This window comes from Pedobacter psychrodurus, assembly GCF_004331735.1.
GTDB classification, from domain to species: domain Bacteria; phylum Bacteroidota; class Bacteroidia; order Sphingobacteriales; family Sphingobacteriaceae; genus Pedobacter; species Pedobacter psychrodurus.
Genome location: NZ_SJSO01000006.1, coordinates 231,055 through 253,870, shown reverse-complemented (window position 1 = coordinate 253,870; position 22,816 = coordinate 231,055). Strand labels below are relative to the sequence as shown.

The window sequence follows — 22,816 nt, the reverse complement described above, 5'->3', positions numbered from 1 at the left end:
TGACTTTATTGACGTTTAAATGTGAGTTGAACGCCAATCTCATTCCTAATTCTAATCTATTTATTGTACTTTTGCGGGTATTTCGACTGCCATTGTGCAGGTATAAAATAGAGCAATCATAAGAATGAAAATCTGGCAAAAAAATATAGATGTAAATCAGTTTGTAGAAAGTTTTACGGTTGGAAAAGACCGTGAATTGGATCTGCAAATGGCAAAATTTGATGTATTAGGCTCTTTGGCGCATACACAAATGTTAGAAACCATTAATTTGCTAACAGCTGAAGAATTGAAAATGGTTCAGCAAGAATTGAAAAACATTTACGCTGAAATTGAGGCTGGAAATTTCACCATCGAAAACAGTGTAGAAGATGTGCACTCGCAGGTTGAATGGTTGCTTACACAACGCATTGGCGAAGCAGGCAAGAAAATCCATAGTGGCAGATCACGTAACGATCAGGTTTTAGTTGATTTAAAACTGTTCTTCAGGGCTTGCATCGAGGATATGGTTAATCAAACCTCAACCTTATTTAATCAGTTAATTGAGTTAAGCAATACACACAAAGATAAATTAGTTCCTGGTTATACACATTTGCAGATTGCCATGCCATCATCTTTTGGATTATGGTTTGGTGCTTACGCCGAAAGCTTGGCAGATGATATGGAACTGATGTTGGCTGCATGGAAAATCTGCAATAAAAATCCTTTGGGCTCTGCCGCAGGTTATGGTTCTTCATTCCCATTAAACAGAACCTTAACAACCAATTTACTTGGGTTTGAAAGTTTAAACTATAATGTGGTTTACGCGCAGATGGGCCGTGGCAAAACTGAAAGGATTTTAGCGCAGGCAATGAGTGCAGTTGCTGCAACTTTAGCTAAAATGGCTATGGATGTTTGTTTGTTTATTAATCAGAATTTCGGATTCATCAGTTTCCCGGCAGAGCTTACCACTGGTTCGAGCATTATGCCACACAAAAAAAATCCTGATGTTTTTGAGCTGATCCGCTCACGCTGCAATAAAATTCAGGCTTTGCCGAACGAAATTGCCATGATGATTACCAATTTACCATCGGGTTATCACCGCGATTTACAGTTGCTAAAAGAAAACCTTTTTCCAGCAATCACTTCGTTAAACGAATGTTTGGAGATCGCTACTTTCATGTTTCAGAACATCACCATAAAGGATGATATTTTGAAAGATAAAAAATACGACTACCTGTTTAGCGTTGAAGTAGTGAACGACTTGGCGCTACAAGGTGTTCCATTTAGAGAGGCTTATAAAATTGTTGGCGAACAGATAGAAAATGGTACTTTTGCACCTTCTGGCCAAATACATCATACACACGAAGGAAGCATTGGCAACCTGTGTAACGAGCAGATTTCTGCAGCAATGCACGGTGTCTTGTCTCAATTTGGTTTCGGAAAAGTGAATAAAGCAATTGGAGATTTGGTTAAATAAATTTTGCTAAATTTGTAGTTATGACAACTTTAACAATAGAAATTAAGGATAAAGATGCAGGTTTTGTAAAAGAATTCCTTAGCAAAATTGGTGCAAAAGTTAAATCAGAACCAACAAGTCAGATAACTTCTGAAATTGCTCGGGCTTTAAAAGAAATTAAGGAAATGCAGCAAGGAAAACGGAAGCCTTTAAGCTTAAAAGATATTTAATGGCTAATGAGGTTATTTATTCAGACGTTTTTATCAAAAAAGCCAAAGTCTATAAAAAGAAATATCTTTCTTTAGTGGAAGATCTCTACGAACTCGAAGAGAAACTTCTTGAAAATCCGCAGCAAGGTAATGATCTCGGAGCAGGTTTATACAAAATTAGACTTGCTGTAAAAAGCAAAGGAAAAGGTAAAAGTGGAGGATTTAGGATAATAACTTATTTAGTATCAAATACCCCTGATGGTACGATTATCAATATGCTGACGCTCTACGATAAATCAGAAGAAAGTAGTATTGATAAAAAAGAACTTCAAAAAATAATTAAAGCATTATAAATCTGCTAAAAGCAGTTTCAATATATATATATGAAAGTTTCAGTATTGGCCAGTTCATTAATTGGTTCAGAAATTATTAAAATTGGTAACGAGGTTAACGAAATGAAACGCAAAGGCGCTTCAATTGCCAATTTAACCATCGGCGATTTCGATGCCAACATTTACCCGATTCCAACCGAATTAAAAGCGGGAATTGTTGATGCATACAATGCCAATCAAACTAACTACCCACCAGCTGATGGTGTTTTGCAATTACGCGAAACGGTTTCTGAATTGTTGAAAGACAGATTCGGATTAGAATATAACACCAACAGTATTTTAGTTTCTGGTGGTTCGCGTCCATTGATTTATGCTACCTATCTGGCTTTGATTGATCCGGGAGATACTGTAGTTTTCCCTGCTCCATCATGGAATAATAACCACTATTCACATTTAACTTCGGCTAAAACCATTGCCGTAGAAACTGATGCTGAGCATAATTTTATGCCAACAGCTGCACAGTTAAAACCGCATTTGAAAGGTGCAACTTTATTGGCTTTATGTTCGCCATTAAACCCAACAGGAACCATGTTCGATGCAAATTCGTTAGCTGAAATCTGCGATTCCGTTTTAGAGGAAAATGCATCACGTGGCGCTGAAGAAAAACCACTTTACATGATGTATGATCAGATTTATTCACTTTTAACTTTCGGAAAAGAGCATGTAAATCCAGTTTCTTTGCGCCCTGCAATGCGTCCGTTTACCGTTTTTGTTGATGGTAGCTCGAAATGCCTGGCTGCAACTGGTGTACGTGTAGGATGGGGTTTTGGTCCTGAAGATATTATCAATAGAATGAAAGCTTTGGTTGGCCACATGGGGGCTTGGGCACCAAAAGCCGAGCAGGTTGCAATGTCTAACTATTTTAACGATAAAACACAGGTTGATGCCTTTCTGACTAGTTTTAAAGGCCATATTCAAGATAGCTTAAATGCACTTTACAACGGTTTTAACGAATTAAAAAACGAGGGCTTTAATGTTGATGCTGTTGAGCCAATGGGCGCCATTTATTTAACCATTAAAATTGATTATATCGGAAAAACTACTCAAGATGGTCAAGTTTTAAAAGACAGTGCAGATGTGAATTTCTATCTGATTAAAGAAGCTGGGGCTGCTTTGGTTCCATTCTCTGCTTTCGGAAATGAAGATAGTATGCCATGGTTCAGGGCATCGGTTGGTGCCTGTACCCTGCAGGATATTAAAGATATGCTGCCAAGAATTAAAACGGCTTTGAGTAAGTTGAAATAATCATTTATAGCTTATTGAACAATATAAGCGCTTTTTTTGGAAAGCAATTGTTGTGCTAATCGGTTATTGTAGTCCTGCTTTTTGTTTCAACAAAAGCTGAAAAGCTGTTGTTTCCACTTCAATCAGGTTTATTTAACTTAGAGTTGTGCAGATCGGTTAGTAAAACGCATAGAAAACCCTCTTCAATTAATTTTGAAGAGGGTTTTTTTGATTTGATCGTCATTTCGAGTGGAGCGCAGCGCAGTCGAGATGACGATTTTTTTATAGGATTGCATTTTTGACTCCAGACTAAGGACTTTGGACTCAAGACTCTCAACTAAAAACTCCAAACTAATCTTCCCTGCTTCCATCATCAGCCATTCTCACCATTTTAGGTTCAAACTTGGCTACTACATCAACCAGCTCAGTTTGTGCTGCCATCACTTTGTTGATGTCTTTATAGGCCATTGGCGCTTCATCTAAGCCTGCTCCGATTAAAGTAACGTTATGGTCTTTTAAAATGGCCTTCATATCCGATTTGGTAATCGATTGAATCGCCTTTGTTCTACTCATTTGACGTCCGGCACCATGTGATGCTGAATTGATGGCACTCATTTCTCCTTTACCGCGTACCAAAAATCCGGGTGCCGTCATACTTCCGGGGATAATCCCCATCACACCTTTACCGGCAGGTGTAGCACCTTTTCGGTGAACAATTACTTCTTCACCATCAAGCATTTCTTTCCAGGCGAAATTATGGTGGTTTTCTACCTTGGCCAAAACTTTAGCACCGATGGCTTTGGTTAATCGTTTATGGATCACCTCATGACAAGCTGAAGCATAATCGCCAGCCAGGTTCATGGCAATCCAATATTCTTGCCCCTCGGCAGAGTTTAAATCTAAATAAGCCAGATTTGCAGCTTCTTTTGGGAGCTTACAAATATCTTTCGCCAATTTGGTGTAATGCCCCGCAATGGTGGCTCCAAATCCACGAGAACCAGAGTGCGTAAGCAATGCCACGTAACGCCCTTTATCGATATTTAAAATTTCATCACGCTCTGCAAAATCAATAATCCCCCATTCTACAAAGTGATTTCCACCACCCGAAGTACCCAGCTGCGCCCAAGCCTTTCCGTGTAAATTTTTAAGAAAAGGAGTGGAGTTGAAAGCTTCATTTTCCAAAACATCGTGGTCGGCTTTTTCGTTGCCTTTAAAGTTTTGCCCTGCGCCGAATTTGGTAAAGGCAATTAACTCTCTTTTGTACATGGCATCCTTTCCAAAATAGTGTTTCTCCGGAATATCGAAAATACTTAAAGCCATTCGGCAGCCGATATCAACACCTACACCATAAGGAATAATTGCGTTTCTTGTAGCTAGTACACCACCAATTGGCAAACCATAACCTTGGTGGGCATCGGGCATTAGTGCACCCGCAACCGAAACCGGTAATTTCATGGCGATATCCATTTGGTGTCTGGCTCCTTCTTCAATATAATCAGCGCCGAAAATTGAATAATCTTTAGCGTTGTTAATCAGTTCAATGGTTCCGTCTGATTTTGGATTGGCTTCCTCAATCAAACCCGTTGCCAGATTACTTAATACTTCGTCATCCAAAAAACTTTCTGGATAGTCTTTTGCTTTTTTAAATAAGGCCAATAATTCTTTTTCTCCAATATCCGTGAAATTTTCTTTCAGGATAGCTAAAGCCAGACCTACTATTTTTCCTTCGGAATAACCTATTTCTATCAGGGTTTTACCTGTTATGTTGTTGTTCATTGTTGTTTACTTAAAAAGATTAATCTTTGTGCTCAAAAAGAAGTTATTCATCAAATCGTTGATAAAACTATCATAATCATTAAACACTGCTTTTAGCTCTTTAAACTTTGTTTCCGTGGCAATGTGTATATGTGAAATCTCTTTCGGATGAATAATTTCATCTCTCATTCTTTTTAAAACTTTTAACTGGGGTTTACAAGAATAAAAATATTGTTGTTTTATCTCCTCCTTTTCCCATGTTCTAGAAATTTGCTTAAAAGTCTTCTCTAATTTACTTGTAAAATCGTGTTTGTCACTGTAGTTAGGGTAAGGATCAAGAACATTCAATCCATAAATATCCGATTCAACTAGTGAGAACATACTAATTATACATGCTCGATATAATGCATCGAATGATTTTTGATTTTCTTGACTTTTTCCGGTTATTTCAAGCAATACGATATAATCATTTCTAATGGCATTGTGCATTAACTGATAATTCCTCATTGTTTGTGATGCTATTAGCATTTCATCAATATTATTGTATTCTTTCGAGTGATTGCTCATTTTATTTCTTGTTCAATCCCCGGTAGGTAACACTCACCTAACCGAGGGGTTTCTAAATTTAATTTATTTTACGAAGATTTGTTTCAATTGATCTACAATTTGTCCGCTGCCCGATAAGCTGATGTTGTTGATTTTCTCCGCGATTTTCTCTAAGTATTCCATCTCTTTCAACTTATACAACATAGCGTTGTCTTCCATCAATTTGGCGGTGTTCAACAAACTCCTGGTCGAGGCCGTTTCTTCTCTTCGGGTAATGATATTGGCTTGTGCTCTTTTTTCGGCAACTAAAACCTGGTTCATAATTTCCTTAACGTCACCAGGTAAAACGATGTCTTTAACACCGCAGTTGGTTAATTTTACACCCAGGTTTTCGACCTTATCCAAGGTAATGCCCATTACTACTTCAGCAATTTTTTCTTTGCTTTCCATCAATTCGTCAAAAGTCATTAAGCCAATACATTCTCTTAATGCCAATTGCATGGTGATGTACAATTGTTTTTCAAATTCTTTGTTCTCCAATAAGGCTTTGATGATATCATCCACTTTATATTGAATACTGAAATTTATCCTCAATTGAGCTTTATCTTTGGTTAAGATTTCTTGACCGATAATCTCCATATTCAATTGTCTCATATCGGTTTTTAAAACTTGAACAGTAGTACTGTTTTTCCAGTAAACATAGTTTCCTGATTCCATTACCCTTTCAAATTTACCATCGATAAATAACAATGCTTTTTCGAAAGATTCTACTTTATAAGCCCTGATGTAATTCAATAATGGTGCTTTCTCCAATAAGTTTTTGTCAATGGTTTCATCAATATTGATATTGCTGATATCTACTTTAACAAAGTTATATGTAGACAAACCTTTCCAAATGGCATGTCTGCCAGCGGTTAAAACGTTTTTGAAATTTTTGTTTTGATAAACTAAGGCCAATTCATTATCGGCAACACTTAACAAGTGAATCAAATTCACAAAATCTGTATTTTCCAATAAAATATCCAATTCGGCAACCGTGTAATAATACTCTTTTGCCATATCGTACAAAGTCATGCTTTCGCCGAAACCTAACCAGTATGTACCTGCGGTTAAAACGTTTTTTAATTTTCCTTTTTTAAACACCAATCCAACATAATTGGTGTTAATGGTTACTCTTTTCATGTTTTATGGTTTTAAAATTTATTTCTGTTATTATTTCCTCTTTTAAAAGCGTTGCGGAAGAACATTTACCTGTTTTCTGCGGAAGTAAAAGTTTATCAAGCTTGTTTAAAATGAAACTAATTTTTCTAATCGGGCTTCTGCTCTTTAGAACATTTTGCCTTTTAGATTTAACTTTTTTGATTTTTAAATCTCTTCTTGTTGCGTTGATACTTGCTGAGCAAAACACAGATCTGCTTTTGGAATTTCGAAAAATCTTGAAGCCAAATGCGGTTGCGCAACGCTTATTCTGGTGAGCGATTTGAAAAGTTGCTCTTCTTTTAAGATGGAACCTAAATCCATTGCATTACCTTTATGCGATTCCAAGTGGCATTTGGAAGCAGGATTCGAACCTGCATTTTGGTGGTTGTTACTCTAACCTACTGAGTTATTCCGAATTATTTCGGAAGTGGGATTCGAACCCACGACACACAACGTGTTTAGACAATCTATCATAATCCTTATCAGCATATTCTAAGCAATTTGCCCGAATACTTTGGGGCTATTCCGAAACCCACAACATTGGATCAGTTTTATTTAGTGTTGCCATTCCGATTGTTCATCGGAATTTCTTTATATTGATCTGATTTGTGATAACATTTTACAAACATCACCCTGTTCCGCATGTTCGGAACAGGGGCTTCATTTTAATGAAATGCTTACCCAAATAAATCGAAGCAGCATAACTGAGAGCGCGTATCATTTAAAACAGTAAACTGTCTTTATAAATCAGATTGTTATTGTTAATATTTATCAAAGAACTTTATCGACTGGCGACATTACAAAGATGCCACCACCACTACGCGGCTGATTTGCGTAGTAAAAATTATTTTGTTGTTAAACTGATAAGTCATTGATAATAAGTTTCATAAATTTAATTTTTGCCGAAAAATATTTCTTTTTGTTATCAATTGCGCAATTGTATTGCGTAGATGATAAATGCTTTCTTATATTTAGGTAAGCTTTTCGATCAGATTTTAGCTTGAAAACCAAATTGATTAAAAATGGCAGTAAATAAATTGGCGCTCATCAGGTATAAAACCATCGACGATTGTTTGAAGAACCGTTTCCGTAAATGGACATTAGAAGATATTATCGAAAAAGTATCAGAAACCTTATATGAACTGGAAGGAATTACCACGGGGGTGAGCAAGAGGACGATCCAGGCGGATATCCAACTGATGCGGAGTGACAAGCTTGGCTACAATGCACCAATCGTAGTGAAGGATAAACGTTTTTACGCTTACGAAGACCTGGGTTTCAGTATAACTAAAGCCCCAATCAATAATGCCGATGTAGATAAAATGAAAGAAATTGTTGGCGTACTGAAGCAGTTTAATGCCTTTAATTATTTCGACGAAATGAGCGATATGATTGCCCGTTTAGAAAATAACCTATACAAATCAACCAAACAAAGTGGTAATAATATCCAGCTGGAAAGCAATAAACTGGTTAAAGGTTTAGAATGCATTCCACCATTGTATCAAGCGGTTTTGAATAAACGGTCGCTATTGATTGAATATAAATCTTTCAAGGCACAACAATCGCAACAGGCCATTTATTTTCCGTATCTATTAAAAGAGTACAGAAACAGATGGTTTTTGATCTGTAAAGCAAAAAAGCGGCCTGGAATATTGAACCTTGCTTTAGATCGGATTGTAGAATTTCAGGAACTGCCTAATGAAGAGTTTGTTGTATACCAAGGGGTAGATTTCGATCGGTATTATGAAGATCTGATCGGTGTAACGAAAAATGAACGAGATCGTGCGCAGAAAGTGATCCTCGAATTTACAAACGATCATGCGCCTTATGTGGTTACGAAACCAATGCATCAATCGCAGGTGGTATTAAGTAAGAACGAAAAAACAACAACTTTTAGGATCGATGTGGTATTAAATTATGAACTGGAACGCGAAATTTTAGGCTTTGGAGAATGTGTTAAAGTGCTTTCACCGCGATTGTTGATCTCAAAAATTAAAAGACGGCTAGAATGGACTTTTAACCAATATAAGACTAAGGAGGAGGTAGATATTAAATGATTGAATTTTGAATGAGAGAATATTGGCAACTGTGCTAATAAATTCTCTCATTCAATCATTCCCTCATTCAATTTTAACTCTTAAACTCGCTGGTTTTATGGAAATCAATATCAGGATAGTCCTGTTTTGTTAAATTAATCATGTATTCGCTATCGGCCAAATAAACTGGGTTAGCTTCTTTATCGAAACCGATGTGCTGTTGTTTACGTTTTACAAATTCATCCAGTTTCTTTCTGTCGGTAGAAGTTACCCAGCTCGATCGGGTATAACTCAAGGTACGGAAACGACATTTGGCACCATATTCGTGTTCTAACCTGAAATTGATTACCTCGAACTGAAGCTCACCAACCGCACCGATCACTTTCCTGTTTCCGGGCTGCATCACGAATAACTGCGCAACACCTTCATCGGTCAACTGCTCAATGCCTTTTTCCAATTGTTTGGTGCGCATTGGGTCCATATTTTCGACCTCTTTAAAAATAGATGGAGAGAAACTAGGGATTCCTTTAAACTGCAGTTTTTCACCTTCGGTTAAAGTATCGCCGATTTTAAAGTTACCGCTATCATATAGGCCCACCACGTCGCCTGGCCAGGCTTCTTCAACAATGCTTTTTTCGTTTGCCATAAAATCCATCGGATTAGAGAACTTCAGTTTCTTATCCTGACGGGTATGGTAATAAAATTTATTGCGTTCAAATTTACCTGAACAAATTCTTAAAAAGGCAATTCTGTCGCGGTGTTTCGGGTCTAAGTTGGCGTGGATCTTAAACACGAACCCACTGAAATTTTTCTCTTCAACCAATACATCACGTTCTTCTGCTTCCCTATGTCTAGGACTAGGAGCGATATCAATAAATGTATCTAAAAGTTCCTTTATCCCGAAGTTGTTAATGGCACTGCCAAAAAATACAGGCGCAACTAAACCATCGGTATATAAATCCTTATCAATGTTACCATAGATGCCGTTAACCAATTCAACATCATCTTTCAGAGCATTGATTTCGTTTTCTTTTAAGTAGTTTAATAAAGATGGATCATTTAAATCACTTGCCGCCACAACCGAATCGGTTACTTTGGTTTTATCAGAATTGAATAAATTTAAATGTTTATTGTAAATGCTGTAAACACCTTTAAAAGTGTGTCCCTGACCAATAGGCCATGAAAGCGGGCATAGGCTGATGTTTAGTTTTTCTTCAATTTCATCTAGTAAATCGTAAGCCTCTTTACCCTCACGGTCCATTTTGTTGATAAAAATGATTACAGGCGTGTTACGCATCCGGCAAACCGACATTAGTTTCTCTGTCTGTTCCTCTACACCCTTTACACAGTCTACTACCAGGATTACGCTATCTACAGCCGATAAAGTTCTGTAGGTATCTTCGGCGAAATCCTTGTGACCAGGCGTATCTAAAATATTAATGCGTTTGCCACTGTATTCGAAACCCATAACCGAAGTTGCCACAGAAATACCACGCTGCTTTTCGATCTCCATAAAATCGGAGGTATTACTTTGGTTCGCTTTGTTCCTTTTTACCGCACCAGCAGTGTTAATTGCTCCACCAAAAAGCAGAAATTTTTCTGTCAGCGTGGTTTTGCCCGCATCGGGGTGACTAATAATGGCAAAGGTTTTACGTTTTTCTATTTCAGGGTTAAGCATAATAAAATTTTGGGTGTAAAAGGTGATGAAACCTTGTTAAAGGAATTTAACAGCGATAAGATTTGAATATTGTTGTTTCATCAGGCCGCAAAGATAAGAAAAAGCTTTATCATTAATTGTTAGGTTGTTGTATTGTTTTATTGTGGGACTGGATATTTTGAAAAGCAGTGAAAGTGGTTATTTTGTTAATGTAGTGATGTTATTACGAAAAATTTCAAGAAGTCAAGTTTTTAAAACTTGACTTCTTTGGTGAAGCTGTTGGCTTAAACTTAAAATTATCGATCAAAAATGAAAATTTCTTAGCAATGATTGTTTAATTTTGTGCTAAAATGTTTAGCTTTATTCATCCCTCCGTTTATTGTAAACTAAAATTTTACTGCCGATGCCCACTTTAGAAGAAACTTCTATGCCCGCAGAAATTGCGGCTAAATTTGTTAATTATACCTCAAAACACGTTTTTTTGACTGGAAAAGCGGGTACTGGTAAAACAACTTTCTTACGGAAACTGATTAAACTTACACACAAAAAAGCCTTAATTGTGGCACCAACGGGTATCGCTGCAATCAACGCATCAGGAGTAACTATCCATTCGCTTTTTCAACTTCCTTTTGGGGCTTTTTTTCCAGATGCGGCAGGAGCTTTGATTAATGAGAATATCAATTTCAACTTCAATACGCCCAAAACACTGGTAAAACATTTAAATATGCAAGGCAATAAACGCCGCATGTTGCAGGAATTAGAATTACTAGTGATTGACGAGGTGAGTATGTTACGTGCCGATATGCTTGATGCGATCGATTTCGCCTTGCGTTATGTGCGAAGGAACAGGAACCTTCCATTTGGTGGGGTACAGCTACTGTTTATTGGCGATTTGCATCAGCTGCCCCCTGTGGTAAAAAACGATGAGTGGCGCATTATGGCCAAGTTTTATAAAAGTATTTATTTTTTTGATGCACTGGCCTTGCATGATAATCCGCCAGTTTATATCGAACTGGATAAAATTTACCGTCAGGATGATTCGGTATTTATCGATTTGCTGAACAACTTGCGGAACAACAAAATCACCGCAGAAGATACAGCCTTGCTCAGGCAGCATTTCAAACAGGATTTTAAACCCTCGGCAGATGAAAATTATATCACTTTAACCACCCATAACAATAAAGCTGATAGCATTAACCGTGAAAGATTAAGCCAGCTGAAAACCAAATCCTATTTCTTTGATGCAAAGGTTCAGGGGGAATTTAATGAGTATGCTTATCCAAATGATAAAAGTTTGGAGTTAAAGGTTGGTGCGCAGGTGATGTTCATTAAAAATGACATGACTGCCGAAAAGCGGTATTACAATGGTAAGATTGGTGTGGTGCACCATATTGAAAAGGATGTAGTTGAAATTGAACTGCCCGAAGACAAAGTAGTGATCCAGATTTCGCCCTACACCTGGGAGAATGTAAAATATAAATTAGACGAAGCAACCAACGAAATTAAGGAAAACGTAGCTGGTTCGTTTATCCAATATCCCATAAAACTAGCTTGGGCAATCACAGTACATAAAAGTCAGGGTTTAACTTTTGATAAAGCCATTATTGATGTTGGTGATGCTTTTGCGCCTGGCCAGGCTTATGTGGCCTTATCGCGTTTACGCTCGTTAAAAGGTTTGGTTTTAACTTCTCACCTGCGCGATAGTGGTTTGCAACAGGATCAGAATGTACACTATTTCTCTAAAACAAAACTGCCATCGGAAGTGCTGAACGAGCAGATCAGCATAGAAAGTTATACTTTTATCCGCAGTTATCTGTTTGCTGCATTTGACCTGAATTTGATTCGCTATTATCTAAAAGAACACCGTCAAACCTTTGATAAAAGCGAAAAATCGACCAAACAAAAGCACGAAGATTGGACTGATACCGTTTATACCGACTTTCAAAAAATAACCGCCACAGCCGATACATTTGTTAATCAGCTGAAAAATCTTTTCGCACAGCAAACCGAACACACTTTATTTAATGTATCGAAAAGGGTAGAGGCGGCATTAAAATATTTTAATCCTTTAGTTAAGGAAATTTCAGATCGTTTCTTAGCCCAAATTGAAGCGATAAAAGAAGAAAAGCAGATTAAAACCTATGTTACAGAACTGTTAGAACTCGAAATTTTGGTGTATGAGCAATTGAAAAAAATGCATAAAAGCAAAGCATTATTGCAAGCGCTTATTGCCGGAAAAGAGTTTAGCAAAGCCGATACCGATGCACTGTTAAATACGGTTGAAAGAAATAATCAACTTCAGAAAGCCATTCAGCTAAAAGGAGAGGTATTAAAAGTGAAATCTGCAGTAGAGAAAAAGAAAAAAGAGTCAAAGATTGATACCAAGCTGGTGAGCTTCGAACTTTATGAGCAAGGGAAAACCATAGAAGAAATTGCAAAAGAACGTGGTTTTTCTGTCGGTACCATTGAGGGACATTTGGCCTATTATGTTTCTACACAACAATTGGATGTAACCAAACTGGTAAAAGCCAATAAAATCAAAAACATTACCGATGCGGTGGAGAGCCAGAAAACAAAATCGATGGCGACGATAAGGGAGTTTTTAGGGAAAGACTATTCTTTTGGTGAGATTAAATTGGTGCTGGCATCGTTGTTTCCATCCGAAGAATAAGATGTTTTAACCACAGAGAAAACAGAGGTAAGGCACAGAGAACACAAAGCTTTATGAAAGAAGATTTATTAACAAGAACCATTATTGGATTGGCTATAGATGTTCATACAGCTCTCGGGCCAGGTTTGCTAGAGAGTGCTTATAAAGAATGTTTGTTTTATAAGATTGATAAGGCAGGTTTTCAAGTTGAAAAAGAAAAAATAATGCCCCTGCGATTTGAAGATGTAAGGTTGGATTGTGGTTATCGAATTGATATCTTGGTTGAGAATAGACTGGTTTTAGAATTGAAAAGTATAGATTCCCTAAATGATATTCATCTTGCACAAACGTTAACCTATATAAAATTAGGTGGATATAGATTCGGGTTATTAATGAATTTTAATGTTTTAAGATTAAAAGATGGAATTAAGCGGGTTGTAAATGGATATTGAAATTACCTCTGCTTTCTCTGTGCAAACTCAGTTCACTCTGTGGTTAAAAAGAGCTATAGGAAGATTCTGTTTTCTCTGTGTAAAACTTTGTGCCCTTTGTGGTTAAACCTTAAAATTATTTATCTTAGCATCCGTGGAAAAGGTTAAAGTTTTAGCGCAGTATATGCCCGAACCAGCGGCGCCGCTAATTGCAAAATGGATAGATTATTTTCAATGCGAATTTAAGATAGCCAAAACCCGTTCTACAAAACTGGGCGATTACCGCCATCCTTATCAAGACAAAGGCCATCGCATTTCGGTAAATTTCAATCTCAACCATTATGCTTTTCTGGTTACCACAGTACACGAGTTTGCACATTTACTCACCTGGAACGATTTTAAGAATAAGGTAAAACCGCATGGCACAGAGTGGAAGAAGAACTTCCAGCGCATGATGATTCCCTTTTTTGATATGAAGATCTTTCCTGATGATATCCACAAAGCGATTGATAATTATATGTCTAATCCGGCAGCCTCAAGCTGTTCCGATCTGCATTTATCGCGTGCTTTAAAAAAGTATGATAGTAATAAAACGGAGACCTTACATTTAGAGCAATTGCCCATCAATACCACTTTTAAAATCAAAGATGGCAGGCGTTTTACCAAAGGCGAACGGATTAGAAAACGCTACCGTTGTATCTGTTTGGATGATAAACGATTGTATTTATTTAATCCTTTGGCAGAGGTTTTTGTGGTGGAATAAGTTATGTTGCTGTCATTCTGAATGCAATGAAGAATCTTTTGACGCATCGCCTCACACTTTCGTCTTGCAATTCGAACTAATTTGCACCTTAGGACAATATTAATTGAAGTGAATAGATTCTTCGCTGCGCTCAGAATGACAAATAGCTATACAAACTTAAACTCATCCCCATCAAATAAACCTTTGTCGCTTAGTTTCAAGTGTGGAATCACCAATAAGGCCATAAAAGAAAGCGTCATGAAAGGGGCGAGCAAAGTAGAACCCAAATCTTTTGCAAATTGATCTATTGAAGTATAACTTTCTGCAACCTGATAACCGTTATGGTTGCTCATTAAGCCTGCTACCGGTAAAGCTAAAACTTCTTTTTTTCCATTCCCCAGGGCTACTACACCCCCAGTTTCTTTGATTACCAGATTAACGGCTTCACAGATGCTTTTATCGTCGGCACCAACGGCAATAATGTTATGACTATCGTGGGCAACACTCGATGCAATTGCACCCTGTTTTAAGCCAAATTTTTTTACAAATGAAACAGCAATAAGTGCGTCATGATAACGGTTTACAACTACCATTTTCAAAACATCGTTTTCCAGATCACTAATGATATTTTGATTTAAAACTTTCGGTTTTGCAGATATTCTGTTAGTAATCAATTGCCCGTCTAAAGCTTCAATAACAGGGATTTCTTTTTGTCCCGTGAATGGATAAATAAAATCCCCTTCTTTTTTTACACTGCAATGGAAGTGATTAACTGATTCCTGGTCCTCTATATGTTTTACCCAATCGCCCACTGTCTTGCCATTTTCGGCAAGTAATAATCCATCAATATAGGTTTGTTTAACCTTGAAGTTTTTTAAATCTTCAAGCACAATAAAATCTGCATCATCATTAATCTGCAGTGAGCCAACATCTAATTTATAATGAAGAATAGGATTAATGCAGGCTGCCCTAAGTATATGGAATATATCGATTCCTTTTTCAACTGCTCTTGCGCAAAGCTGATTAATATGGTTTTCGACTAAACTATCCGGATGTTTATCATCGCTGCAGAACATCATCATTTCTGGCCAATCGTTAAGCAGATCGATTAGTGCTTCGAAATTTTTGGCCGCGCTTCCCTCACGGATGAGGATTTTCATGCCACGCTGCAATTTATCCAGCGCCTCTTCTGCGGTAAAACATTCATGATCGGTAGAAATTCCGGCATTGATATATTGTTGAACAGCATCGCCACGTAATCCCGGGGCATGTCCATCAACAGGTTTACCCAACTGGTGCGCAGCAGCAATCTTTTTTAAAACTTCTTCATCTTTATAAAGCACTCCAGGAAAATTCATCATTTCGCTGAGGTATTTTATTTCAGGGCGTTCTAGGAGGGCCTTTACATCATCATGATCTAGTTCAGCCCCTGCAGTTTCGAAAACCGTAGCCGGAACACAGCTAGGTGCACCAAAATTAAATTTAAACGGCACTGTATTGCCATTTTCGATCATAAATTCTACACCTTCCATGCCGCAAACATTGGCAATTTCGTGTGGATCACTAATAGTAGAAACCGTTCCATGAACAACCGCCAACCGCGCAAATTCACTTGGAATTAACATGCTGCTTTCGATGTGCACATGGCTATCTATAAAGCCTGGTGAGATGAAATGAGTGCCTTCTTTCTGTTCAGAAATTTTTGAGATTGATTTTATTTTTCCTTCTTCAACCTCTACTTCGCCAAAGAAAATATTCCGCTTGGTGATGTTGATGATATTTCCTTCGACTTTAAAATTGCTCATGCTGTTTGTATAAATTAGCCACGGAAACACGGATTGACACGGAATTAATAATTGATATTATCCGTGATTTCTGTGTTTCCGTGGCAAAACTATTTAATATTTCAATAATTTCTCAATCGTTTCTGCTAATCTTGCTTTAGCCAAAAAATCTTCTTCCAATATTTTACTCATTGGAATGGCGGTATCTAAGCTTGCACAACGCATTACCGGGGCATCGAGATAAGCGAAACAATGTTCTCCAATCCAGGCAGAAATTTCGGCACCAAAACCGTTTGTTAAGGTATCCTCATGTAAAATTAGAACCCTTCCGGTTGCTTTAACAGCTTGTTTTACGGTTTCTTTATCCCAGGGCTGAAGTGTACGCAGATCAATTAATGTGGCATCGCTTTCTGGGTGATGTTTGAGGTAATCTAAAGCCCAATGAACGCCTAATCCGTAAGTGATGATCGCGAATTTATTCCCTTTTGCAAGCGTAACGGCTTTGCCAATTTCTGTCGTGTAATAACCATCTGGAACAGGAGCAGTTAAACTTCTGTACAAGTATTTGTGTTCGAAATAAAGTACCGGATTTGGGTCTTCGATTGCAGCCAGCAATAAGCCTTTCGCGTCTTCAGGAAAAGCCGGATAAACAATTTTCAAACCAGGTGTTTTAGTAAACCAGGCTTCATTGCTTTGTGAGTGAAATGGTCCTGCACCGGTTCCTGCACCTGTAGGCATGCGCACCACTACATCGGCCTTTTCGCCCCAGCGGTAATGTGTTTTCGCTAGGTTATTCACAATCTGATTAAATCCGACGGTTACAAAATCGGCAAACTGCATTTCTACAACTGCTTTATAACCATTTATAGATAGGCCTAAACCTGCACCCACAATGGCTGATTCGCAGATGGGGGTATTGCGGACTCTGCCTTTGCCATATTTAGCGGTAAAACCATCTGTAATTTTAAAAGCCCCACCATAATCGGCAATGTCTTGTCCCATTAAAACCAGGTTAGGATATTTTTGCATGGCCAAATCCAACCCATCGGTTATGGCATCCAGATATCTTTTTTCAGTAGAAGATTGATTGGGCTGAATAACCTGTTGCGTATAGGGAAAATACATATCGGCCTCCTCCTGATTGGCATTAGCAATCGGCTCATCTTCGTTAAAAGCTTCTTCAACCTCCAGCTCAATGTCTCTTTTTACCTGGATTTTGATGTCAATAATAGTATCAGACGTTAAAACACCCTGCTCAATTAAATATGTTTCGTAATTGCTTAAGGGATCTTTCTTTTCCCACTCATCAAACAGCTCTTGCGGAACATATTTAGTGCCCGATGCTTCTTCATGGCCACGCATCCTGAAGGTTAGGCATTCTACCAAAACTGGTCTAGGATCTTTGCGGATTTCCATGGCCAGCTGATTAATGGTATCATAAACTTCTAAGATATTATTCCCGTCGATCTGAATGCCTTCTATGCCATAGCCAATGGCTTTATCTACCAGGTTTTTGCATCTGAACTGCTCTGATTTTGGAGTGGAAAGGCCGTATCCATTATTTTCGATCAGAAAAATAACAGGAAGGTTCCAAACTGCGGCAACATTTACCGCCTCATGAAAATCGCCTTCGCTGGTTGCCCCTTCTCCGGTATAAACCAAAGTAGCATGTGGTTGATGGCGTAGCATATCAGCCAAAGCGATGCCATCAGCTAAGGCCATCTGTGGGCCCAGGTGGGAGATCATCCCGATAATTTTATAATCTTGTGTGCCGAAATGGAAAGAGCGATCGCGGCCTTTGGTGAAGCCGGTAATTTTACCTTGCCATTGGGCCATTAATTTTTTTAAGGGGATATCGCGCGAAGTAAAAACACCTAAGTTGCGGTGCATGGGCAAAATATACTCCTCACTTTGCATGGCTAAAGTGCTACCAACTGCAATGGCTTCCTGACCAATGCCCGAAAACCATTTGCCAATTCTGCCCTGACGCAAAAGTTTGAGCATTTTATCTTCAACCATTCGAGGGTAAAGCAATCTTTTATATAAATTCAATAAGAATTTGTCGTCTTTATCACCTCTATTAAATTGCATATCTGGTTATTTTGACTAAGGAGCCTTTAACTTAAGACTCTTTACTTTTTTTCAATTCTTCCCATTGTTTAGCAAAAGATTTATCGGCAACTTTAGGCATCTCCCGGTATTTGCCCCAGCTCTTTTTGAAGAATGTTTTGAGCATAAAGTTTTTAAACTTTCCACCAAAGAAATCCATCCATTTGCGTTTTTGCATCATTCTGTTGAACATGCTCCACCCGATTTCTTCTTTTTTGCCATTTTCATGCCCTGCAGCAGCATCTCTACGGTTAAGTAAAAGCATTTTGTGAATATCGATTTTTACCGGGCACACTTCCGAACATTTGCCACAAAGGCTCGAGGCATAGCTTAAATGTTTAAACTCTTCCATGCCCTTTAAATGCGGAGTAATAACTGATCCGATTGGGCCACTATAGGTTGTATTATAAGTATGGCCACCGATATTTTTATAAACTGGGCAAGCATTTAAACACGCACCACAACGGATGCAGTACAGGCCCTGTCTCTGATCTTTTTGTGCTAATAAATTGGTGCGGCCATTATCCAACAAAATCACATACATTTCTTCTGGTCCATCGGTTTCATTAGATTGGCGTGGACCACTTAAAATAGTGTTGTAAACAGTTAAGTTCTGCCCGGTTCCATGTGATGCCAATAAAGGCCAGAATAAATCCAGATCAGCAATAGATGGGATCACTTTTTCAATACCGACAATAGCGATATGAATTTTAGGGAAAGTTGTACTTAAACGTGCATTACCTTCATTTTCAGTTAGGGCAATACTTCCGGTATCGGCAATTAAAAAATTTCCACCACTAATGCCAATATCAGCGGTAAGGTATTTATCGCGTAGCAATTCTCTTGCTTTTTGTACCAGCTGCGGAGGAGTAGCATCTATAGGCGTGCCAAATTTATCGTGGAATAGCTGTGCGATGTCTGTTGCACTTAAGTGCATGGCTGGGGTGACAATATGATATGGTGCCTGACCAAGCAATTGAACGATATATTCGCCCAGATCGCTTTCTAAAGATTCGATATTGTTTTTTTCCAGGAAATCGTTTAAATGGATTTCCTCGGTGGTCATCGATTTTGATTTGATAACCGTTTTACCGTTGTTTCTTTTGATGATGTTAAGGATTTCCTGTTGGGCTTCTTCGGCATTATTGGCCCAGATCACCTTGCCGCCACGGCGTTGGAAATTCGATTCAAACTCAGGTAAGAATTTATCAAGATTTTCCATCACACGCCATTTGATTACATGTGCTTTTTTCTTTGATGCCTCTAAATTTTCGAATTTTGATAAACCGCGTTCAACAGCCGCATTGTATTTGCCAATATTATAATTTATGGTTTTACGATGCGGTAGATCGAAAGCTTTCTCGTCAGATTTCTCTAAAAATTCCTCGGCAATATTCATCAATTTTATTTTGTAATAGGGTAACGAATATTAACTGATTTTAGTTTTTAGCCACTTCGTTATAAATTCAAAGATAGGAATTTATGCAGGTGCGAAAAGTATTGTGCATAAAAAAGTCCCGATGTAAAATCGGGACTCGATATTTTGACTTTATTATTTCTTTGGATTGCCTTTTCCGTCCATATCTACTGCCGGACGTTTGGCTCTGTTGGCTAATTCCCATGCGGTAAAGTAGGTCAGTTTTGCTCTTTTGGCCAAAAGTGGGAAGTTGATTTTGCTTACTTCATCACCAGGTTTGTGGTAGTCTTGCTGTAACATTCCATCGTAATAGAAGATAATCGGAATACCCAACTTTGCGAAGTTATAGTGATCTGAGCGGTAATAGATCTGCTCAGGATCTTTTGGATCGTCGTACTTATAATCCAACTTCATTTTGGTATAGGTTGCATTAACTTGCTCGCTTAAATTCGCTAAATCGCTACTCAACATCCTTGAACCTACAGAGTAGATATAATTTGCCGAATCTGGCGTGCCTAGATATTCTTCGCCGGTACGGCCAATCATGTCGGTATTTAAATCAGCAATGGTATTTTCAACAGGGAAAACAGGATGCTCAGAATACCATTCAGAGCCCCAAAGTCCTTTTTCTTCCCCAACTACAGTCATGAATAGGATACTGCGTTTAGAACCTTTTCCGGCTTTTTTAGCATCTGTAAATGCTTTTGCCATTAATAAAACGCCGGTAGTTCCTGATCCATCATCATCCGCTCCATTGTTCACTTTGTCTTTTGCATTTGGATCTGTTTCCAGTCCGATGTGATCGTAATGGCCGGTTAAAATTAATACTTCTTTTTTAAGTACTGGATCCGAACCTTCTAAGTAACCCAGCACATTTTCGCATCTAACTGGTGTTTCTGTTTTAGCAGCACTAGCTGAGAAAGGTACGTTTAATACTTGTGAGGCAGGCGCTTGACTATCTACTATTTTCTTTTGCAGATCGGCCACAGTAGTGTTCGATGCTTTTAACAAATCGTTTGCTAAAGCGACAGATACCGAAATACGAGGAATATCGTTTTGTTTTTGGGCCTCTATAGCAGCATTGGTTTTAACCATTACCCTTCCATTTTTTAGGGTCTGTTTGGTGTTTTCAGTTATTCTATCAACAGCTGGATCGATCAGGAGAATGGCTTTAACATTATTTTCTGCAAAATATTTTGCCCTTGCATCAAGTGTTGCACGGTAAGCTGCCCTGTCAATTCTTGTGCCCGGTTTAACGGTTGGATCTCCACCATTAAACATGATCACTACTTTTTCTTTAATATCAGTGCCAGCGAAGTCGTTGTAGCTATCTTTTTTTATTCCATAACCCACAAATACCAGTTCATTGGTTGAAAAAGTAAAACCTTGATCGCTGATTAAGCTAGGAGATACTAAATAATCTTTCTGGTATTCTTTAGGCTGACCATTTACTGTTACCTGACTTTCTTTTAAGGTAACATTAACCAGATCAATTTTTTGAAAATAACTGCCATTAACAGGGGCTTTCAAGCCTAAAGACTTGAAATAATCGCGGATATAATCAGCAGCCATCCAGGCACCTTTTGTTCCTGTTTCGCGACCTTCATATGCATCAGATGCCAAAACAGAAAGGTGTTTGTATGCATTTTCTGGATTAATCGCCTTACTGAATTTTATTGCATCCTTATTTGGCGTAAGGGGCTTAATCTGGCTAAAGCAACTCGCTGATACGAGCGACGCCAAACCAAGAGTTAAAAACTTTTTGTTCATTATGATAATAGTTAGTTGAGTTTCTTGTTAGCACGAAATTTTTTCAACCCTGTTCTGATGGCGACCACCTTCAAATACAGTAGTTAAAAAGGTAGTGGTAATTTCTTTAGCCAGTTCTTCTGAAACAAATCTTGCTGGAATGCATAAAACATTTGCATCATTGTGCTTGCGCACTAAAGACGCTACTTCATTTTCCCAGCATAAACCTGCTCTGATATGCTGATGTTTGTTAGCGGTGATGGCTACACCGTTTGCCGATCCACAAAGTAAAATTCCGTAAGTAAATTCTCCATTTTCTACAGCAGCAGCAACCGGATGAGCAAAATCTGGATAATCAACAGAATTTTCTGAGTAAGTACCAAAATCTTTTACCTCGTAATCTTGTAAAAAATCTTTTAATATTTCTTTGTATTCAAACCCAGCGTGATCCGCTCCAATAGCAATTTTAATTTTTGTATCAGACATTGTCAAATTTATAGAGAATTATAAAATCTATTCGTAATGTTTTTGTTAGTTAGCATAGAAGGCAGCATCGGTTTTTTTCTTCTTCTTTTCAATGTAGGCCGAAACAAAAATACTAAGCTCATAAAGTAGGAACAATGGCGTAGCTACAATTAGCATCGTCATAATATCAGGTGTTGGCGTAACGATGGCGGCAATAATCAAGATAATTACGGCTGCATATCTTCTGCTCGATCTCATTAATTTCGGTGTCATTAAACCTAATTTTGATAGGATAAAAATAATAACAGGAAGCTCGAAAATAATTCCGGTACCTAAAGTTAAGGTTGCAACTGATGATAAATACGAATCGACGGTAAATGTATTTTTGATTTCGGCACTAACGGTGTAACCTGTTAAAAAGTTAACTGATAACGGACAAACTATAAAATAGCCAAAAAAGATACCGATAATGAAAAGTACCGAAGCGAAGAATACAAAACCACTGGCCGATTTACGTTCATTTTCATGTAGTGCGGGTTTAATAAAACGCCAGACTTCCCATAATAAATAAGGGAAACCAACTACGATGCCACACATTACGCAAACATTTAATTGCAGGTTAAACTGACCTGCCATTTCGGTGTTAATAATCTCTCCATTAATTTTGGTGATACACATATCTGCACCAAGCGATGGAAATTTTTCTACCAGTTTGCACATCATCCTGTAGGTCCAGAAATCGGGCTTTTTTGGACCAAATATGATTTTATCTAAAATGAATTCATTGAAGTAAAAAGCGATACCCGTAAAAACGGCAATGGCAATTACGGCTCTGATTAAATGTTTACGGAGAACATCCAGGTGATCGAAGAAAGACATTTCTGCCTCTAAGGTGGTGCTCTTTTGCCCGATAGCTTTTGTAAGTGAAGTTTTTTTAGTGTCGCTCATGTTGAAAACAAAAATACCATTCTATTTGAATAGAATGGTATTTACGTGTTAAATATAGAAATAGTTT

At 38.0% G+C, this 22,816-nt stretch carries 19 protein-coding genes and 1 tRNA gene; 8 read left to right on the top strand and 12 right to left on the bottom strand.

Annotated elements, in window-relative coordinates:
• Positions 1–124: 124 nt before the first annotated feature.
• The 4 genes from argH to EZ456_RS09515 are packed head-to-tail and all read left to right on the top strand — an operon-like array spanning position 125 to position 3,281.
• Positions 125–1,456: an argininosuccinate lyase gene (argH, locus tag EZ456_RS09530; RefSeq protein WP_131529539.1), complete on the top strand. Its 1,332-nt coding sequence runs from the start codon at positions 125–127 to the stop codon at positions 1,454–1,456.
• A gap of 20 nt (positions 1,457–1,476) precedes the next feature.
• Positions 1,477–1,665 (top strand): hypothetical protein, encoded by a 189-nt coding sequence (locus tag EZ456_RS09525; RefSeq protein ID WP_131529538.1) that lies wholly within the window; start codon positions 1,477–1,479, stop codon positions 1,663–1,665.
• A complete protein-coding gene (locus tag EZ456_RS09520; RefSeq protein WP_131529536.1) occupies positions 1,665–1,997 on the top strand; it encodes a type II toxin-antitoxin system RelE/ParE family toxin in 333 nt (110 codons plus the stop codon). Before EZ456_RS09525 ends, EZ456_RS09520 begins: the two co-directional genes overlap by 1 nt.
• Before the next feature lie 30 nt (positions 1,998–2,027).
• Positions 2,028–3,281, top strand: coding sequence for a pyridoxal phosphate-dependent aminotransferase (locus tag EZ456_RS09515; protein ID WP_131529534.1), 1,254 nt, complete (start codon positions 2,028–2,030; stop codon positions 3,279–3,281).
• A 330-nt stretch (positions 3,282–3,611) separates the two neighbouring features.
• Here the strand turns inward: EZ456_RS09515 and EZ456_RS09510 are convergent, their stop codons facing one another.
• The 5 genes from EZ456_RS09510 to EZ456_RS25090 form a co-directional block, all read right to left on the bottom strand.
• Positions 3,612–5,036: an RtcB family protein gene (locus EZ456_RS09510; RefSeq protein ID WP_131529532.1), complete on the bottom strand. Its 1,425-nt coding sequence runs from the start codon at positions 5,034–5,036 to the stop codon at positions 3,612–3,614.
• Positions 5,037–5,042: 6 nt separating this feature from the next.
• Positions 5,043–5,582 (bottom strand): hypothetical protein, encoded by a 540-nt coding sequence (locus tag EZ456_RS09505; protein WP_131529530.1) that lies wholly within the window; start codon positions 5,580–5,582, stop codon positions 5,043–5,045.
• A 63-nt stretch (positions 5,583–5,645) separates the two neighbouring features.
• Positions 5,646–6,743: a slipin family protein gene (locus EZ456_RS09500; protein ID WP_131529528.1), complete on the bottom strand. Its 1,098-nt coding sequence runs from the start codon at positions 6,741–6,743 to the stop codon at positions 5,646–5,648.
• Positions 6,744–6,926: 183 nt separating this feature from the next.
• Positions 6,927–7,082, bottom strand: coding sequence for a hypothetical protein (locus tag EZ456_RS25095; RefSeq protein WP_165501290.1), 156 nt, complete (start codon positions 7,080–7,082; stop codon positions 6,927–6,929).
• Between the two features lie 25 nt (positions 7,083–7,107).
• Positions 7,108–7,178 (bottom strand) — tRNA-Ser (locus tag EZ456_RS25090).
• A gap of 605 nt (positions 7,179–7,783) precedes the next feature.
• Between EZ456_RS25090 and EZ456_RS09495 the strand changes: the two genes are divergently transcribed.
• Entirely contained in the window at positions 7,784–8,818 is a 1,035-nt protein-coding gene (locus EZ456_RS09495; protein ID WP_131529526.1) for a helix-turn-helix transcriptional regulator, read from the top strand.
• A gap of 73 nt (positions 8,819–8,891) precedes the next feature.
• Here EZ456_RS09495 and EZ456_RS09490 read toward each other — a convergent pair whose 3' ends face one another.
• On the bottom strand, positions 8,892–10,475 hold the full coding sequence (locus tag EZ456_RS09490) for a peptide chain release factor 3 (protein WP_131529524.1): 1,584 nt from the start codon (positions 10,473–10,475) through the stop codon (positions 8,892–8,894).
• Positions 10,476–10,857: 382 nt separating this feature from the next.
• On the opposite strand from EZ456_RS09490, the gene EZ456_RS25725 reads away from it, so the two are divergent.
• The 3 genes from EZ456_RS25725 (at position 10,858) to EZ456_RS09475 (ending at position 14,298) form a co-directional block, all read left to right on the top strand.
• A complete protein-coding gene (locus tag EZ456_RS25725; RefSeq protein ID WP_131529522.1) occupies positions 10,858–13,125 on the top strand; it encodes a helix-turn-helix domain-containing protein in 2,268 nt (755 codons plus the stop codon).
• Positions 13,126–13,178: 53 nt separating this feature from the next.
• Positions 13,179–13,556, top strand: a complete 378-nt coding sequence (locus EZ456_RS09480) for a GxxExxY protein (protein ID WP_131529521.1) — start codon at positions 13,179–13,181, stop codon at positions 13,554–13,556.
• A 133-nt stretch (positions 13,557–13,689) separates the two neighbouring features.
• Positions 13,690–14,298: a SprT-like domain-containing protein gene (locus tag EZ456_RS09475; protein WP_205945061.1), complete on the top strand. Its 609-nt coding sequence runs from the start codon at positions 13,690–13,692 to the stop codon at positions 14,296–14,298.
• A 146-nt stretch (positions 14,299–14,444) separates the two neighbouring features.
• On the opposite strand, the gene ade is transcribed toward EZ456_RS09475, so the two are convergent.
• From ade to tatC, 6 genes are all read right to left on the bottom strand, one after another.
• On the bottom strand, positions 14,445–16,082 hold the full coding sequence (gene ade / locus EZ456_RS09470; RefSeq protein WP_131529519.1) for an adenine deaminase: 1,638 nt from the start codon (positions 16,080–16,082) through the stop codon (positions 14,445–14,447).
• Between the two features lie 93 nt (positions 16,083–16,175).
• Positions 16,176–18,152, bottom strand: coding sequence for an alpha-ketoacid dehydrogenase subunit alpha/beta (locus EZ456_RS09465; protein WP_131529517.1), 1,977 nt, complete (start codon positions 18,150–18,152; stop codon positions 16,176–16,178).
• A gap of 31 nt (positions 18,153–18,183) precedes the next feature.
• Positions 18,184–19,569 carry a LutB/LldF family L-lactate oxidation iron-sulfur protein gene (locus EZ456_RS09460; RefSeq protein ID WP_131529515.1) on the bottom strand — a complete coding sequence of 462 codons (1,386 nt, stop codon included), beginning with the start codon at positions 19,567–19,569 and terminating at the stop codon, positions 18,184–18,186.
• A 153-nt stretch (positions 19,570–19,722) separates the two neighbouring features.
• Positions 19,723–21,357: a M28 family peptidase gene (locus EZ456_RS09455; protein ID WP_131529513.1), complete on the bottom strand. Its 1,635-nt coding sequence runs from the start codon at positions 21,355–21,357 to the stop codon at positions 19,723–19,725.
• 27 nt (positions 21,358–21,384) lie between these two features.
• Positions 21,385–21,822 carry a ribose 5-phosphate isomerase B gene (rpiB, locus tag EZ456_RS09450; RefSeq protein ID WP_131529511.1) on the bottom strand — a complete coding sequence of 146 codons (438 nt, stop codon included), beginning with the start codon at positions 21,820–21,822 and terminating at the stop codon, positions 21,385–21,387.
• A 45-nt stretch (positions 21,823–21,867) separates the two neighbouring features.
• The gene (gene tatC, locus EZ456_RS09445) at positions 21,868–22,749 is read right to left on the bottom strand and encodes a twin-arginine translocase subunit TatC (RefSeq protein WP_131529509.1); all 882 of its coding nucleotides are present in this window, start codon (positions 22,747–22,749) and stop codon (positions 21,868–21,870) included.
• Positions 22,750–22,816 lie beyond the last annotated feature (67 nt).

Excerpts from the sequence above, each read along its gene's own strand:
- EZ456_RS09480 (WP_131529521.1), top strand. The coding sequence starts at position 13,179 with ATGAAAGAAGATTTATTAACAAGAACCATTATTGGATTGGCTATAGAT.
- EZ456_RS09515 (WP_131529534.1), top strand. The coding sequence starts at position 2,028 with ATGAAAGTTTCAGTATTGGCCAGTTCATTAATTGGTTCAGAAATTATT.
- EZ456_RS09520 (WP_131529536.1), top strand. The coding sequence starts at position 1,665 with ATGGCTAATGAGGTTATTTATTCAGACGTTTTTATCAAAAAAGCCAAA.
- EZ456_RS09525 (WP_131529538.1), top strand. The coding sequence starts at position 1,477 with ATGACAACTTTAACAATAGAAATTAAGGATAAAGATGCAGGTTTTGTA.
- rpiB (WP_131529511.1), bottom strand. The coding sequence starts at position 21,822 with ATGTCTGATACAAAAATTAAAATTGCTATTGGAGCGGATCACGCTGGG.
- EZ456_RS09460 (WP_131529515.1), bottom strand. The coding sequence starts at position 19,569 with ATGAATATTGCCGAGGAATTTTTAGAGAAATCTGACGAGAAAGCTTTC.
- EZ456_RS09505 (WP_131529530.1), bottom strand. The coding sequence starts at position 5,582 with ATGAGCAATCACTCGAAAGAATACAATAATATTGATGAAATGCTAATA.
- EZ456_RS09500 (WP_131529528.1), bottom strand. The coding sequence starts at position 6,743 with ATGAAAAGAGTAACCATTAACACCAATTATGTTGGATTGGTGTTTAAA.
- EZ456_RS09495 (WP_131529526.1), top strand. The coding sequence starts at position 7,784 with ATGGCAGTAAATAAATTGGCGCTCATCAGGTATAAAACCATCGACGAT.
- EZ456_RS09510 (WP_131529532.1), bottom strand. The coding sequence starts at position 5,036 with ATGAACAACAACATAACAGGTAAAACCCTGATAGAAATAGGTTATTCC.
- argH (WP_131529539.1), top strand. The coding sequence starts at position 125 with ATGAAAATCTGGCAAAAAAATATAGATGTAAATCAGTTTGTAGAAAGT.
- EZ456_RS25095 (WP_165501290.1), bottom strand. The coding sequence starts at position 7,082 with ATGGATTTAGGTTCCATCTTAAAAGAAGAGCAACTTTTCAAATCGCTC.
- EZ456_RS25725 (WP_131529522.1), top strand. The coding sequence starts at position 10,858 with ATGCCCACTTTAGAAGAAACTTCTATGCCCGCAGAAATTGCGGCTAAA.
- EZ456_RS09490 (WP_131529524.1), bottom strand. The coding sequence starts at position 10,475 with ATGCTTAACCCTGAAATAGAAAAACGTAAAACCTTTGCCATTATTAGT.
- EZ456_RS09465 (WP_131529517.1), bottom strand. The coding sequence starts at position 18,152 with ATGCAATTTAATAGAGGTGATAAAGACGACAAATTCTTATTGAATTTA.
- tatC (WP_131529509.1), bottom strand. The coding sequence starts at position 22,749 with ATGAGCGACACTAAAAAAACTTCACTTACAAAAGCTATCGGGCAAAAG.
- ade (WP_131529519.1), bottom strand. The coding sequence starts at position 16,082 with ATGAGCAATTTTAAAGTCGAAGGAAATATCATCAACATCACCAAGCGG.
- EZ456_RS09455 (WP_131529513.1), bottom strand. The coding sequence starts at position 21,357 with ATGAACAAAAAGTTTTTAACTCTTGGTTTGGCGTCGCTCGTATCAGCG.